We start from the raw sequence: 14,959 nt of genomic DNA on the forward strand, positions 1-14,959 counted from the left end.
TTTTCGGTCACAATGCTATCCTTTGAGCGTATCCATTTCATCTACCTGAACTGTCGTACGATTACGATACAAAGCAATTAAAATAGCGAGTCCTACCGCCGCTTCTGCTGCCGCTACAGCCATCGTAAACAGTGAGAAAATTTGACCTGTTAAATTCGGAAATAGGCCTAATTTACTAAACGCCACTAAGTTTAAATTGGCAGCATTCAGCATTAATTCGATACAAACTAATACGATTACTGTATTCCGCTTTGTTAAAGCTCCAAATAGACCGATGCAAAACAAAATAATCGCAAGTGTTAAATATGCAGAAGCCGGAACGCTACTCATTGGAATCCTCCTCTTTCTCGTCCTTTTTCGCAAGTATAATCGCGCCAACGAGTGCTACAAGTAAAATAACTGAAGTTAGTTCAAATGGAATAATATATTTTGAATAGAGAAGCGTACCGATTTGAAGTGTGTTGTTTTCATGGAGAGGTAAACTTCCTTGTGTGCTTTCATTTGCAAAATCAACATTATTAACAGCGAAATACATAACCGCTCCAAATGCTACAACTGCAAAGAAGATAATCCATTTTCGAAGAGTAAGACGCGATTCATTTTCCGCGTTATGTTTCGTTAACATAATGCCGAAAATCATAATAATTGTGATTGCACCAGAGTAAAGTAAAATTTGTGCAACGCCTATAAATTCAGCTGATAAAAGAAAATACAAACCTGCAATGCTGAGAAATGTCAGAACGAGAGCTAGCATCATGTGCATAACTTTCGTTAAGTTCAACATAAGAACACCGCCGATAATTGCAGACAAGGATAGTATAAAGAATGCTACAAACTCGCCATTCATGCCTTATTCTCCTTCCTGACGTTTTCGTCGTTTTCGTCAAGCCACTGCAAATTTTTAAATAAGTCATCACGTGAATATTCCGCGAGTTCAAAGTTATTTGTCATGACAATTGCCTCTGTCGGGCAAACTTCTGTACATAAATCACAAAGAATACAAATTTCAAAATTAATATCATACGTGTCGATAATTTTTCCTTTTTTCGTAGGATCTGGATGTTTCTTTCCTGTTAACTGAATACAGTCTGTCGGACAAATGTTAGAGCATTGATTACAAACAATACATTTCTCCGGATAAAATTTTTGAATCCCCCGAAAACGGTCTGGCAACGGCAACGGCTGATTTGGATAATCATACGTTACCTTCTTCTTGCTCAAATTACTTAATGTATATTTTAATCCTTTAAATAGTCCTTTCATCTCTTACTGGCACCCCCCTCATAGATTAGAAGAATAACTCCTTAATCAATGCCGTTAAGAAAATATTTGCAAGTGCAATCGGCAATAATACTTTCCACCCAAACTCCATTAACTGGTCACCTCTTATACGTGGGAACGTAACGCGGAACCAAATTAATAGAAAGACTACACTGCTAAATTTCAAAGCAAACCATACGGCACCTGGGATAAATCCAAGAAACATGACTGGATTCCATCCTCCTAAAAAGAGCACTGTAATTAACGATGCCATCCCGAAGAAATATACGTACTCTGAAAGCATGAAAAACGCCCAGCGAAAACCTGAGTATTCCGTATGGTATCCAGAAACAAGTTCTGACTCCGCTTCTGGCAAATCAAATGGCGTCCTATTTAACTCTGCAACTGCTGCGATTAAGAAAACGACGAATCCAATTGGCTGTACGAAAATGTACCAAACCTTCTCCTGCGCCGCTACAATCTCATTTAAATTCAGGCTACCAGCTAGCAAAACGATACCAATTACACTCATTACGAGCGGAATCTCATAAGAAATCATTTGCGCCGCCGCACGCATCCCTCCTAAAAGGGAATATTTATTATTCGATGCCCATCCCCCAGTTACAACACCTATCGTCGTAATACCGGAAACAGCAATATAATAAAGTAGCCCGACTCCAATATCGGCAAATTGAAATTTATCAGTGAACGGGATAACTGCAAGCACCATAAATGCTGGTGCAAATGCAATGACAGGCGCTAATATAAACAGCGGTTTATCTGCTGCTTTCGGAATACTATCTTCTTTCAATAATAGTTTTAAAACATCAGCTACCGTTTGCAGTAAACCGAATCGGCCTCCAACCTGGTTTGGTCCAATCCGCCCTTGCATAAACCCCATCACTTTCCGTTCTGCCAAAATTCCATATGTAACGAAGCCAAGGACTGCAAATAGTAGAAGCACCGCTAATCCGAAAAAAATGAAGAAATTCGTCCAGCTTGAAGGTGATTGTAAGAGCGTCTCAATCATTAGCCATCAACCTCCCCAAGTACAATATCAACTCCACCTAAAATCGTAATTAAATTAGCGATGTTTTCACCTTTTAATAACTTCGGTAAAATTTGCAAGTTATAAAAAGATGGTCTACGAAACTTCAAACGGTACGGCTCTTTCTTTCCATCACTTGCGATATAACAACCAATCTCTCCGCGCGGCGATTCTATACGTACGAACGCTTCTCCCTTAGGTGCCTTAATAATTTTCGGTACTTTTGCCAGCACAGCTCCATCTTTCGGGAACTGTTGAACCGCTTGCTCAACAATCTTTAAAGACTCCTCGATTTCTTGCATTCGGCAAACGTAGCGATCCCAAGCATCTCCCACGCTTCCAACAGGAATATCAAAATCAAAACGATCATAAATCGAATATGGCTCATCTTTGCGAAGATCCCAGTTTACTCCAGTGCAACGCAAATTTGCTCCGCTTAAAGAATACGAAATCGCTTCTTCCGCGCTATATATACCAACGCCTTTCACACGATTTAAGAAAATCTCATTACCGCTAACAAGATCATGATAACCTGCCAATTGCTCTCTCATATACGGAACAAACTCTTCCACCTTTTCAATCCAACCATCTGGCGCATCCCACTTCACACCACCAACTCTCATATAGTTAAAAGTAAGCCGTGCCCCGCATAATTCATTTAATAAATTTATAATCATCTCTCGTTCACGAAACGCGTACAGAAACGGGCTGACCGCTCCTATATCAAGAAGATTCGTCCCCCACCAAACGAGATGACTTGCAATTCTTCCTAGCTCCATCGCAAGTACTCGCAAGTATTCGGCACGCTCTGGAATTTCAAGCCCCATCATCGTCTCTACAGCATGGCAAATGACGTAATTATTCGTCATGGCTGATAAATAGTCCATTCGATCTGTATAAGGAATAATTTGCGTATACTGTAAGCTCTCAGCAATCTTTTCCGTCCCGCGATGCAAATACCCAATAACCGGTGTAGCTTCTTTAATAATTTCCCCGTCAATCTTAATTACGAGCCTGAACACACCATGTGTACTCGGATGCTGAGGTCCTACATTCAAAAGCATCTCTTCCGTGCGGATCATAGCTACACCTCCACATCATACGGTTCATAGTCTTTTCTAAGCGGATATCCTACCCAATCATCTGGCATTAAAATACGCGTTAAATTCGGATGCCCTTTAAATACAATGCCTAGCAAATCGTACGCTTCTCTCTCCGGCCAGTCAGCCCCTTTCCAAAGCGCTGTCACAGACTCGACTTGCGGCGCTTCCCGGTCTAGTTTTACCTTCACCGCTACCGATTGTTTCTTGCCATATGAAAACAAATGAACATACACTTCCATATGTGTCACAAAATCCGTCGCATGTAGCTCTGACATATAATCAAAAGCAAGTCCCTCATGGAATCGCAGTGACTCCATCACTTCATAATATTTTGCGGGATCCACCACAAGAGTTGGCACATCCTTTGACAATTTATTAATATAGGAATCTACTAATGCACCCTCTCCTAACTTCTCCCTAATAGCCTCAACATACTGATTTAAATGCGGTTGATTTACGGACGGTTCTTCCTGCTTTGGCTCATCCTCTTTCTTACCTTCAGCTCCCTTTGTCTTCGCTCTTGCAGCCGCTGCTGCTTTCGCTTTTGCCGCTGCAATTGCCTTGGCCTTTTCATCTCCCGAATCCCCATTACCTTGCGAGGCTTTCTGCTTCGCTAATGCTGCCGCTTTTGCTTTTGCAGCTGCTGCCGCCTTCGCCTTGGCTTTCGCTTTTTCTTCTTCCGTTACTTCTTCTGTCCCTTCTCTTTTCTGTTTCGCTAACGCTGCCGCTTTTGCTTTTGCAGCTGCTGCCGCCTTCGCCTTGGCTTTCGCTTTTTCTTCTTCCGTTACTTCTTCTGTCCCTTCTCTTTTCTGTTTCGCTAACGCCGCCGCTTTCGCTTTTGCTGCTGCCCTTGCCTTCACTTTCGCTTTTTCTTCTTCCGTTACTTCTTCTGTTCCTTCTCTTTTCTGCTTCGCTAACGCTGCCGCTTTTGCTTTTGCTGCCGCTGCTGCCTTCGCCTTCACTTTCGCTTTTTCTTCTTCCGTTACTTCTTCTGTTCCTTCTCTTTTCTGCTTCGCTAACGCTGCCGCTTTTGCTTTTGCAGCTGCTGCCGCCTTCGCCTTGGCTTTCGCTTTTTCTTCTTCCGTTACTTCTTCTGTCCCTTCTCTTTTCTGTTTCGCTAACGCCGCCGCTTTCGCTTTTGCAGCCGCTGCTGCACGTCGTTTTGCTTCTTCTATAGTAATATCATCATTTTTTGGTAGCGCTTTCTCTTTTTCTCGATCTTCTGCCTCAAGCTCACTTATTTCCGCCCCGTGTTTCGCTACAAGGCGTTTTCTCGCTTCTTCTTTTGCACGCCTAGCTGCTTCTTTTTTCAGATCCTCTAAATCTTTGTTTGGATTACTCATTTATTCGTCACCTGCTTCCCGGTCTTTGCTTCGTAACGAATTTTTTCTTTTAATTTATTAATTCCATAAATTAAAGCAGCCGGATTTGGGGGACAACCAGGAATATACACATCAACTGGTACGATTTGGTCTACACCTTTCACAACAGCATATGAATTTACATACGGACCACCTGCTGTCGCACAAGATCCCATCGCAATAACCCATTTCGGTTCAGGCATTTGATCATATAAACGCCGAACAATAGGAGCCATCTTCTTCGTTACTGTTCCCGATACAATCATGACGTCCGATTGCCTTGGTGAAGTCCGAAAAAATGACCCAAATCGATCTAAATCGTAATGTGATGAGCCTACTCCCATCATTTCAATTGCACAGCACGCCAGTCCGAATGTCATCGGCCATAAAGAATTGCTCCTCGCCCACCCTTTCAACTGTTCCAATGTAGAAAAAAAGATATTTCGTTCTAATTCTGCTCGCTCATTTGGATGTAATTCCTCAAAATTTATAACCATTGTAACACCTTCTTTTTCCAAGCATACGCTAATCCAACTAGCAACATTACAACAAAGATGAGCATTTCAATTAATGCAAATAAACCTAGCTTGTCATACGCAACAGCCCAAGGATATAAAAATAAAGTTTCTACATCAAAGATCACAAACAATAAAGCAAAAATATAATAACGAGCATGAAACCGAATATTTGCATCATGAAAAGGCTCAATTCCACTCTCATACGTCGTCGCCTTTGCTGCACTTGGTTTATTTGGGCGCAGCATCCTTCCTAATGTAAGAGCCACTACCGGCAGCAATATACCTAATAGCAAGAAAATCAAAACGATCATATAACTATTTTCATATACACTTGCCATTGTGAAACCCTCCCCCCTAAATTAAGAACAAGTTCACATAGTAAACAATATGTCCTAGTTGCAGTAATTATTATTTTTAAATTTTTCTAAATAATGCAACTATTCTAATCATTATAGCAAACTTCAAATTCCTATGTCGATATGTTGGGAGACAGAAACAAGAATTATTAAAATCTATCTTTACAACTTGCTATAATTGTGCAAAATAAATATAAAACTTATATATGCTTTTCAAGGAACCGTAGGTGATATAAATGAAAAAACAAACACATGTAAGTATTCTTATAAGCATTGTATTGCTGTCCATAACGCTTCACTACGTAGCGATGCCTTTTCTATATGAATACTCATTTCCTTTTCAGCTATTAATCGGAACGAGTACCCTATTAATTGATATTATCGCTTGTAGTTATATTCTTTACTTTTCAAACATGAAAGAAGGGCTACCTCGTTTATTTTGGATCATATTATCTGTTGGAGCTCTCTCTTATTTTATCGGTGATATAGTCGTTGCCTATCAGCGTTTAATTGTAAAGGACTTCTATACGTTCGTTGATCCGTCTGATTTTTTTTACTTACTTTTTTTAGTTAGTTTTGCATTTGCCTTTCTATACGAAATCATTTATAACCGAGATTCATTAGAAAAACTTTTTATGCTATGTGATATTTGTATTATCGTTACAGCCCAATTTACTTTAAGTTACTACTTACTTATTGAACGAACCATTCACATCTTTACAACATCCTATATCGACATATTTGTTCAACTTACCTATCCAATGGCTGATTTACTCTTTCTCTTAATAGGAATCAATCTTTTATTCAAACCACTATCCTTATTACCTAAAAAGATTGGTGCGCTTCTTGGCAGTGCTTTAATTTTATATGCTACTACAGATGCGATTTATGCTTATATAAAATACTTCATACCAGAGTATTCTATGTTTACAGTTACTCCTTTCTATCAAGTAACCTTAGTACTAGTAGCAATTGCCTGTATTCTCCATACAAAAGAACCTGAAAAACAAGAACAAGTACTACTAACACTTAAAATTGGTGAAGCAATCCGATTATCATTACCGTATATTTCGGTAGTAATGCTTATTGTTTTTATATTAGTCGAATACGTTTTTGCGCCTATTATAGTAATCGGACTTATAATAACTTTCTCTTTCGTTCTCATACGTCATAGTTTAGTTCGAAAACAAAATAAAATATTATTGCTAGCTCAAATGCAATTCAACTCAGAACTCGAGAAACAAATTGAACTACGTACAGAAGATTTAGTAGAACAGAAAAATGAACTCTATCATAATCAACAAATGTTTAAATCTTTATACGAGCATCATCCAGATCCAATCTTCACATTAGATTTGTACGGTAATTTTCTCAAAGTAAATAACGCTGGTACTACTTTACTCGGTTATCAAACGAATGAATTATTAAACCAGCCTTACTATTCACTCATATACGAAGAAGATTTAGAAGAAATGATTAACGCCTTTCATCGTGTAAAAAAGGGATATTCTATCTCTTTAGAAATACGGGCGTACCATAAAAACAGAGATATTTACTACTTGCACGTTACCGCCGTACCGATCTTTTTAAAGGAGAAAATTTCTGGAGTTTATTTAATGATTAAAGATATTACGGAAAGCAAACAACAACAAGAACAAATTAATTTCCTAGCATACCATGATACTTTAACAGAGCTTGCAAATCGTCGTGCATTTCATAAACATTTAGAACAGGCAATTGCACGAGCAAAAGTATCGAAAAAGTCTTTTGCTGTTATGTTTCTCGACCTAGACCGTTTTAAAGTTATTAATGATACCCTCGGTCATCGAGTAGGAGACCTATTGCTTATCGCAGTAGCAAAAAGGCTCGAAAGAATATCAACATCAAATATGAAACTCGCGCGGCTAGCTGGAGATGAGTTCACAATCCTTATCGAGAATTACAAAAAAAAGCCAGATGTCCAAAAAATAGCTGATATGATTGTAGCGGCCATGAATGAGCCATTTGAAATCGAAAATCAACATTTACAAATCTCACCAAGTATCGGAATTGCAATATATCCTGAAGCAGGTGAAGATCCGCTATCCATTTTGCAGCATGCTGATATGGCCATGTACGAAGCAAAGAATAAAGGAAAAAACGGTAGCTCTCTTTACACGAAAGAACTATATAAAAAAATGGAACGAAAAGCTCGAATCGAAAAAGATTTGCCAATCGCTTTAGTAAACAAAGAATTTTATCTCGTTTATCAACCACAAATTGATACGACAACAAATAAAATTATCGGTGCTGAAGCTTTAATACGGTGGAAACACCCGCTATTAGGTGACATTTCACCATGTGAGTTTATTCCAATTGTAGAAGAGACGCCACAAGTAGTCCCACTTGGACATTGGGTATTACAAGAAGCTTGTCTCCAATTAAAAATATGGCATACCTTTGGCTACCAAAATTTAAAAATAAGTGTTAATTTATCTGCAAAAGAGTTCCGGCAAGATCAATTAATCGAAAACATTTCACAAATATTAAACGACGTGCAAGTCGATCCAAAATATGTAACCCTTGAGTTAACAGAAAGAATTGCAATGATTGACGAGAAAGAAACGTTATTAAGACTGAAGCAATTAAAAGAATACGGTATCCAAACTTCCATTGATGACTTCGGTACTGGGTATTCTTCTCTTGCTTATTTATCAATTTTTCCAATCGACACATTAAAAGTACCGAGAGAATTTACACAATTAGCTGATCATCGTCCTGAAGAACGAGCCATCGTTTCTACAATCCTTTCCCTCGCAAATACTTTAAATCTTTCAGTCGTTGCCGAAGGAATTGAAACCGAAAAACAGCTTAAGTTTCTGCAAAAACATAAATGTAAATATATGCAAGGTTACTATTTCAGTAAACCACTTACTAGCAATCAATTTATAAAGTTTCTACAAAAAACCCCCAGTATGAACAAATAATTCATACTGGGGGTTTTTTAGTGCTAAATATTTTTCTCATAATATTCTTCTGCGATCTCTTCGTAAAAAGCCGCAGATGTTGTGTAGAAATATGGAATTAACCATAAGAATCCAATCCCTAATGTAATACAACTTAATATAAACCAACCGATAAAACTTAAACATAAAATAAAATACTCCATCTTATGTCCATGCATCATACGACGACTTTCTGTAATAGCTTGGTTCAGTGAATATTCAGGATGATCATTTATAATAAAGTATGTCATCGCATAAGAAAATGATTTAATAATACCTGGAATAATGAACAATAACGTCCATAAGAAAAGATAAAGATTTACTAATAAATATAATAAAAATGATTTTAGAAATCTCTTTCCCTCTGAAAACCAAATGAATACATTACCGATACTAGCTTGATTTTCACGAAGGATATTTAAACCAAGGTAATATCCACCTAAAGTTAACGGTCCAGTAACAAAAAATGTAAGAATATTCGTTGAAAGTGAACCATTTGTTTTTTGCCAACCGAAAATTAAAGAAAATCCCCAATCAACACTAAAACTAAAAGCCGTGATAAGAATTGAAATGAGCAGTGTAGCTCCAACAGCTAATCCCCACTTCCCTTCTAATGAATCTAGTGCTTCTCCTTTTAGATCACTAATCATGCGTAGCCTCGCCTCCTATACACAATAATTCTATTAGTATAGCATGTTCCTATTGAAATTCACCTTTTGAAATGTAGCGATAAAAGTGTGCTGTCGTTGTACTCATATACGGACTAAGCCAAAGAAATCCTATTCCAAAAGTAAGAAGCGCTAAAACAACCCAACCTATGAAGCTCAGCCATAAAAGAAACAAATCTAACTTATGACCCCTCATAAGATTCTTACTTTCCTTCATCGCCTGCGAAACACTATATTCTGGATTTTCAATCATCACATAGTACGTCAGTGCATAAGAAAAATACATCACAATCATACCAACAATTGAAATTGCTAATAGTACGAAGAAAGCTATTGTAAACGACAGATTTCCTTCTTCACCTAAGAATATGAATAAACCTGTTAACAACATCGGAATCCATGTACCCGTATATAACAAAATCGCAAGCATTGCCCACATTGTTTTCATCATTCTTTTAAAGCCACGAAATCCTTCGAATAAGTAATCTACTTTAGCATCTTCTCGTTTACTAATCTGTAAAAATACATTTGTATAACCATATGACGTAATCCCATACGATGCGTTACTCAAAATTATCATAATGCAATAAAAAATTCCAAAGGTAATACCCGCTCCAATTGACATCGTTTCCGCTTCAAATGATCCAGTCACACTTACAACTGAAAGAAATATAATAATTCCTGGAATTAATAATATAAGCATTGCAGCCATCGAAACGACATAACTTAAAATAAAATATAAAATCGTTGATCCAACACCTAGTCCCCATTTCCCCTTTAAAGAGTACAATGCTTCTCGTTTCATTTCACCGATCATTGATTCATCCCCTTCATAAAATATAAATTGTTGTACACTTCTACTTATACAAGCATCAATATAATTATACCAGTTTTGTAAAATTATCCATAAAATACACAAAAAAAAATCCGTAAAGGCAAGGCCCTTACGGATTTTTTTACTTCATATCAGAAACATTTAAACGGTTCACAGCACGTTGTAATGCCATTTCTGCACGTCTAAAGTCAACATGTGCTTGTTTGTCTTGCATACGTTGCTCAGCGCGACGCTTCGCTTCATTTGCACGATGGATATCGATATGGTTTGCTTCTTCAGCAGATGATGATAATACAGTTACTTTATCTGGACGAACTTCGATAAAGCCACCGCTTACTGCTACATAATCAGTGTGTCCACCATTTTTCAGACGAACTGCACTAATTTTTAATGGTGCAACAGTTGGAATGTGACCTGGTAAGATCCCCATTTCCCCACTCTCTGCTTTTACACTTACCATTTCTACTTCTTTTTCGTAAACCGGTCCATCAGGAGTTACAATACTGACTGGAAATGTCTTCATACTTCGTCCCTCCTAAGGCCTTACGCCATCATTTTCTTCGCGTTCTCAATAACTTCTTCAATGCTACCAACTAAGCGGAATGCATCTTCTGGAAGGTCATCATATTTTCCTTCTAGAATTTCTTTGAAGCCACTAACTGTATTTTTTACAGGTACGTAAGAACCTTTTTGACCTGTAAACTGCTCAGCTACGTGGAAGTTTTGAGATAAGAAGAATTGAATACGACGAGCACGATGTACAACTAACTTATCTTCTTCAGATAACTCATCCATACCTAAGATAGCGATGATATCTTGAAGTTCTTTGTAACGTTGTAAAGTTTGCTGCACTTGACGTGCTACTTCATAATGCTCTTCTCCTACGATTTCTGGAGAAAGTGCACGAGATGTAGATGCTAATGGATCTACGGCTGGGTAAATACCCATTTGTGTTAAACGACGCTCTAAGTTTGTTGTTGCATCTAAGTGAGCGAATGTTGTAGCTGGTGCTGGGTCAGTATAGTCATCGGCTGGTACATATACCGCTTGGATAGACGTGATAGACCCTTTATTTGTAGATGTAATACGCTCTTGTAATTGACCCATTTCTGTTGCAAGTGTTGGTTGGTAACCTACCGCAGATGGCATACGACCAAGAAGGGCAGATACTTCAGAACCAGCTTGCGTGAAACGGAAGATGTTATCGATGAACAGAAGTACGTCTTGTCCTTGCTCATCACGGAAATGCTCAGCCATTGTTAAACCTGTTAATGCAACACGTTGACGTGCTCCAGGTGGCTCATTCATTTGTCCGAATACCATCGCAGTTTTCTTGATTACGCCAGAATCGCTCATTTCATGGTATAAGTCATTACCCTCACGAGTACGCTCACCTACACCAGCGAATACAGAGATACCACCGTGCTCTTGTGCGATGTTGTTAATTAATTCCTGAATTAATACTGTTTTACCTACGCCGGCACCACCGAATAGGCCGATCTTACCACCCTTAATGTAAGGAGCAAGTAAGTCTACTACTTTAATACCAGTTTCAAGAATTTCTACTTTAGTAGATAATTCTTCGAATGCAGGTGCTTGACGGTGAATTGGATCACGGTGTACATCCGCAGGAAGTTCACCATCTAAGTCAATTGCATCACCTAATACGTTGAATACACGACCAAGTGTTGCATCACCAACTGGTACAGAGATTGCTTTACCAGTATCTTCTACTTCTGTGCCACGAACAAGTCCATCTGTGGAAGACATCGCAACTGTACGAACTGTATCATCACCTAAATGAAGTGCAACTTCAAATGTTAAGTTCATGCTTCCGTTTTCGTTGCTTTGTTTTACCGTAAGGGCGTTGTAGATTTCTGGTAGCTTTCCGCCATCAAACTTAACGTCTACAACCGGACCCATGATTTGCGTAACGCGCCCTTTATTCATCGGGTTCCCTCCTAGCTTTCTTTTAATTAGCCAGCTCTCTAAGCGAAGTCGGCTTTTAATTTTTTATTAGTTTAGCTTACGCGACTCTTTTGAAAGAGCCGCTTCCACTTTTTATTGAATCTAGTTCCAGCGGCTAGAACAGTCGGTCATTTCGCGCCTTCCTGTGAGGCAAACTACGCCTCTTCGTCAGGAGCTCCAATGCCCTCCTGTTCTGGACGAGCCGCTTCCACTTTTTATTACTATTCTAACGCTGCTGCTCCACCAACGATTTCCGTAATTTCTTGCGTAATCGCTGCCTGACGCGCACGGTTGAATGAAAGTGTAAGTGAATCGATAACTTCCATTGCGTTGTCTGTAGCACTCTTCATTGCTGTCATACGCGCTGCGTGCTCACTTGCTTTACCATCTAGTAATGCACCGTACACTAAGCTTTCTGCGTATTGTGGCAATAATACTTTTAAAATTTCTTCTTCAGAAGGTTCAAATTCATAAGCTGTCGTCGGTTTGTCAGACGCCACATCAGTAAGCGGTAAAATTTTATTTTCCGTTACTTCTTGTGAAATTTTACTTACGTAATGGTTGTAGTAAATATACAGCTCATCATAAGCACCATCTGCGAACATCGCAATTGCTCGAGAAGCAAGATCTTTAATATCAGTAAATGATGGGTGGTCAGATAATCCAACTACTTCATCAATGATGTTAAAGCCGCGACGTTTTAAATAATCACGTCCTAGTCGTCCAAGTACAATAATTGAATATTGATTTGAATCCATATTATGACGTTCACGAATTACGTTACTTACTGTACGTAATACGTTACTGTTATAACCACCTGCTAGTCCGCGATCAGATGTAATAACGATGTATCCTGTACGCTTTACAGGACGCGCATTTAGCATTGGATGATTAATTCCTTTACTTCCTTGCGCAATGCTCGCTACTACTTCTTGAATCTTTTCCATATACGGAACGAAAGATTTAGCATTTTGCTCTGCACGGTTTAACTTAGATGCAGATACCATCTCCATCGCCTTCGTAATTTGACTCGTTTTCTTTGTCGAGGTAATCTTCGCTTTTATATCGCGTAAAGATGCCACAGGTTTTCACCACCTTTTTTCCGGAAGTTGGCACGATTAGTAAGAATCCTCTTCCTAATCTACGTTGCAAGATATTCTTGCTCATGATTGAAGGAAAAGAATAGGTGCACCTACTCTTTTCCTTTACATAACCGTCAGCAATCTCAGAGTCTGAGATGCCTTATATATTATCTAGCGTCGGCGGCTTGTACGAGCCGCTTCCGCTTTTATTAATCTAGTTCCGCCTCTTAGCCGATGGGGCTGAACAGTCGGCTTCACTTTTATTATTATTCAGAAGCTACGAATACTTTTTTAAATCCGTTAATTGCTGCTGCAAATTTGTCGTCATCCGCAAGTTTCTTAGTTGTGCGGATTTCTTCTAATAAGTCAGTCGCATTAGAATCTAACCAAGCATGGAATTCTTCTTCGAAACGAGTGATATCTACTACTGGGATATCATCTAGGAATCCACGTGTTAAAGCGTAAAGAATGATAACTTGTTTCTCTACACGTAACGGTTTGTGTAATCCTTGTTTTAATACCTCAACAGTACGAGCACCACGGTTTAATTTCGCTTGAGTTGCTTTATCAAGGTCAGAACCGAACTGAGCGAACGCTTCTAACTCACGGTAAGATGCAAGGTCAAGACGAAGTGTACCTGATACTTTACTCATTGCTTTAATCTGAGCAGATCCACCTACACGAGATACAGAAGTACCCGCATCAATCGCTGGACGTACGCCAGAGAAGAATAGGTCAGATTGTAAGAAGATTTGTCCATCCGTAATAGAAATTACGTTTGTTGGGATGTATGCTGATACGTCCCCTGCTTGTGTTTCGATGAAAGGTAGTGCAGTTAAAGAACCGCCGCCTCTTGCATCACTTAATTTTGCTGCACGCTCTAATAAGCGAGAATGTAAGTAGAATACATCCCCTGGATAAGCTTCACGACCTGGAGGACGACGTAATAGTAATGACAGCTCACGGTAAGCCGCTGCTTGTTTTGATAAGTCATCATATACTACTAATACGTGTTTACCATTGTACATGAACTCTTCACCCATTGTTACACCAGCATAAGGAGCTAAGTATAATAATGGAGCTGGTTGAGAAGCAGATGCAGTTACAACGATTGTGTACTCTAATGCACCGTGCTTACGTAGTGTTTCTACTACGTTACGTACAGTTGATTCTTTTTGTCCGATAGCTACATAGATACAAATCATATCTTCATCTTTTTGGTTAATGATTGTATCAAGTGCAACTGCTGTTTTACCAGTTTGACGGTCACCAATGATTAACTCACGTTGACCACGGCCAATTGGTACAAGAGCGTCGATCGCTTTAATACCTGTTTGAAGTGGCTCATGAACAGATTTACGATCCATTACACCTGGTGCTGGACTTTCGATTGGACGAGTGTTTGTTGTATTGATTGGGCCTAAACCATCAACTGGTTGACCTAATGGGTTTACAACACGACCAATTAGTTCTTTTCCTACTGGTACTTGCATGATGCGACCAGTACGACGAACTTCGTCACCTTCACGGATTTCTGTGTAAGGTCCTAAAATGATAATACCTACGTTGTTTTCCTCTAAGTTTTGTGCTAGTCCCATAACGCCGTTAGAGAACTCTACAAGCTCACCAGCCATAACGTTATCAAGACCATGAGCACGCGCAATACCGTCACCAACTTGGATAACTGTACCAACATCACTAACTTCGATTTCAGACTGATAGTTCTCGATTTGTTGCTTTATCAGTGCGCTAATTTCTTCAGCTCTGATGCTCATG

15 protein-coding genes are annotated in these 14,959 nt (G+C 39.0%); 1 reads left to right on the forward strand and 14 read right to left on the reverse strand.

Annotated features, from left to right (window positions below; all coding sequences use genetic code 11):
* Positions 1–15: 15 nt before the first annotated feature.
* The 8 genes from nuoK to nuoA are packed head-to-tail and all read right to left on the reverse strand — an operon-like array spanning position 16 to position 5,628.
* A complete protein-coding gene (nuoK, locus tag QCI81_RS13285; RefSeq protein WP_000100079.1) occupies positions 16–330 on the reverse strand; it encodes an NADH-quinone oxidoreductase subunit NuoK in 315 nt (104 codons plus the stop codon).
* Positions 323–847, reverse strand: coding sequence for an NADH-quinone oxidoreductase subunit J (locus QCI81_RS13290; protein ID WP_001012812.1), 525 nt, complete (start codon positions 845–847; stop codon positions 323–325). The genes nuoK and QCI81_RS13290 overlap by 8 nt, the downstream gene beginning before the upstream one ends.
* Positions 844–1,263, reverse strand: a complete 420-nt coding sequence (gene nuoI / locus QCI81_RS13295) for an NADH-quinone oxidoreductase subunit NuoI (protein WP_000677191.1) — start codon at positions 1,261–1,263, stop codon at positions 844–846. The genes QCI81_RS13290 and nuoI overlap by 4 nt, the downstream gene beginning before the upstream one ends.
* Before the next feature lie 25 nt (positions 1,264–1,288).
* On the reverse strand, positions 1,289–2,290 hold the full coding sequence (nuoH, locus tag QCI81_RS13300) for an NADH-quinone oxidoreductase subunit NuoH (protein WP_000573426.1): 1,002 nt from the start codon (positions 2,288–2,290) through the stop codon (positions 1,289–1,291).
* Positions 2,290–3,390: an NADH-quinone oxidoreductase subunit NuoD gene (gene nuoD, locus QCI81_RS13305; RefSeq protein ID WP_000621434.1), complete on the reverse strand. Its 1,101-nt coding sequence runs from the start codon at positions 3,388–3,390 to the stop codon at positions 2,290–2,292. The genes nuoH and nuoD overlap by 1 nt, the downstream gene beginning before the upstream one ends.
* 2 nt (positions 3,391–3,392) lie before the next feature.
* Positions 3,393–4,754: an NADH-quinone oxidoreductase subunit C gene (locus QCI81_RS13310; protein WP_353810804.1), complete on the reverse strand. Its 1,362-nt coding sequence runs from the start codon at positions 4,752–4,754 to the stop codon at positions 3,393–3,395.
* A complete protein-coding gene (gene nuoB, locus QCI81_RS13315) occupies positions 4,751–5,269 on the reverse strand; it encodes an NADH-quinone oxidoreductase subunit NuoB (protein ID WP_000236331.1) in 519 nt (172 codons plus the stop codon). Before nuoB ends, QCI81_RS13310 begins: the two co-directional genes overlap by 4 nt.
* Positions 5,260–5,628 carry an NADH-quinone oxidoreductase subunit NuoA gene (gene nuoA / locus QCI81_RS13320; RefSeq protein ID WP_000179273.1) on the reverse strand — a complete coding sequence of 123 codons (369 nt, stop codon included), beginning with the start codon at positions 5,626–5,628 and terminating at the stop codon, positions 5,260–5,262. The genes nuoB and nuoA overlap by 10 nt, the downstream gene beginning before the upstream one ends.
* 254 nt (positions 5,629–5,882) lie before the next feature.
* Here nuoA and QCI81_RS13325 point away from each other — a divergent pair, with 254 nt between their 5' ends.
* Positions 5,883–8,612 carry a putative bifunctional diguanylate cyclase/phosphodiesterase gene (locus QCI81_RS13325; protein WP_353810805.1) on the forward strand — a complete coding sequence of 910 codons (2,730 nt, stop codon included), beginning with the start codon at positions 5,883–5,885 and terminating at the stop codon, positions 8,610–8,612.
* Between the two features lie 23 nt (positions 8,613–8,635).
* On the opposite strand, the gene QCI81_RS13330 is transcribed toward QCI81_RS13325, so the two are convergent.
* The 6 genes from QCI81_RS13330 to atpA all read right to left on the reverse strand — a co-directional run bounded on the left by QCI81_RS13330 (position 8,636) and on the right by atpA (position 14,958).
* Positions 8,636–9,280 carry a DUF975 family protein gene (locus tag QCI81_RS13330; RefSeq protein WP_053563313.1) on the reverse strand — a complete coding sequence of 215 codons (645 nt, stop codon included), beginning with the start codon at positions 9,278–9,280 and terminating at the stop codon, positions 8,636–8,638.
* A 49-nt stretch (positions 9,281–9,329) separates the two neighbouring features.
* Positions 9,330–10,115, reverse strand: coding sequence for a DUF975 family protein (locus tag QCI81_RS13335; RefSeq protein WP_088324962.1), 786 nt, complete (start codon positions 10,113–10,115; stop codon positions 9,330–9,332).
* 139 nt (positions 10,116–10,254) lie between these two features.
* Positions 10,255–10,656, reverse strand: coding sequence for a F0F1 ATP synthase subunit epsilon (gene atpC, locus QCI81_RS13340; protein WP_000847215.1), 402 nt, complete (start codon positions 10,654–10,656; stop codon positions 10,255–10,257).
* Between the two features lie 20 nt (positions 10,657–10,676).
* Entirely contained in the window at positions 10,677–12,083 is a 1,407-nt protein-coding gene (gene atpD / locus QCI81_RS13345; protein ID WP_001032596.1) for a F0F1 ATP synthase subunit beta, read from the reverse strand.
* Positions 12,084–12,322: 239 nt separating this feature from the next.
* The gene (atpG, locus tag QCI81_RS13350; protein ID WP_000157703.1) at positions 12,323–13,183 is read right to left on the reverse strand and encodes a F0F1 ATP synthase subunit gamma; all 861 of its coding nucleotides are present in this window, start codon (positions 13,181–13,183) and stop codon (positions 12,323–12,325) included.
* A gap of 266 nt (positions 13,184–13,449) precedes the next feature.
* Complete coding sequence (atpA, locus tag QCI81_RS13355; protein WP_000027521.1) at positions 13,450–14,958, reverse strand: F0F1 ATP synthase subunit alpha; 1,509 nt, start codon at positions 14,956–14,958, stop codon at positions 13,450–13,452.
* Position 14,959: the final 1 nt, after the last annotated feature.

Origin of the sequence: Bacillus cereus group sp. MG20 (assembly GCF_040459885.1) — a bacterium.
In the GTDB taxonomy this organism is placed as follows: Bacteria; Bacillota; Bacilli; order Bacillales; family Bacillaceae_G; genus Bacillus_A; species Bacillus_A cereus.

Coding starts and splice junctions, on each gene's coding strand:
- QCI81_RS13325 (WP_353810805.1), top strand. CDS start 5,883: ATGAAAAAACAAACACATGTAAGTATTCTTATAAGCATTGTATTGCTG.
- nuoB (WP_000236331.1), bottom strand. CDS start 5,269: ATGGTTATAAATTTTGAGGAATTACATCCAAATGAGCGAGCAGAATTA.
- atpD (WP_001032596.1), bottom strand. CDS start 12,083: ATGAATAAAGGGCGCGTTACGCAAATCATGGGTCCGGTTGTAGACGTT.
- nuoA (WP_000179273.1), bottom strand. CDS start 5,628: ATGGCAAGTGTATATGAAAATAGTTATATGATCGTTTTGATTTTCTTG.
- QCI81_RS13310 (WP_353810804.1), bottom strand. CDS start 4,754: ATGAGTAATCCAAACAAAGATTTAGAGGATCTGAAAAAAGAAGCAGCT.
- nuoD (WP_000621434.1), bottom strand. CDS start 3,390: ATGATCCGCACGGAAGAGATGCTTTTGAATGTAGGACCTCAGCATCCG.
- QCI81_RS13330 (WP_053563313.1), bottom strand. CDS start 9,280: ATGATTAGTGATCTAAAAGGAGAAGCACTAGATTCATTAGAAGGGAAG.
- QCI81_RS13290 (WP_001012812.1), bottom strand. CDS start 847: ATGAATGGCGAGTTTGTAGCATTCTTTATACTATCCTTGTCTGCAATT.
- nuoH (WP_000573426.1), bottom strand. CDS start 2,290: ATGATTGAGACGCTCTTACAATCACCTTCAAGCTGGACGAATTTCTTC.
- QCI81_RS13335 (WP_088324962.1), bottom strand. CDS start 10,115: ATGATCGGTGAAATGAAACGAGAAGCATTGTACTCTTTAAAGGGGAAA.
- nuoI (WP_000677191.1), bottom strand. CDS start 1,263: ATGAAAGGACTATTTAAAGGATTAAAATATACATTAAGTAATTTGAGC.
- nuoK (WP_000100079.1), bottom strand. CDS start 330: ATGAGTAGCGTTCCGGCTTCTGCATATTTAACACTTGCGATTATTTTG.
- atpC (WP_000847215.1), bottom strand. CDS start 10,656: ATGAAGACATTTCCAGTCAGTATTGTAACTCCTGATGGACCGGTTTAC.
- atpA (WP_000027521.1), bottom strand. CDS start 14,958: ATGAGCATCAGAGCTGAAGAAATTAGCGCACTGATAAAGCAACAAATC.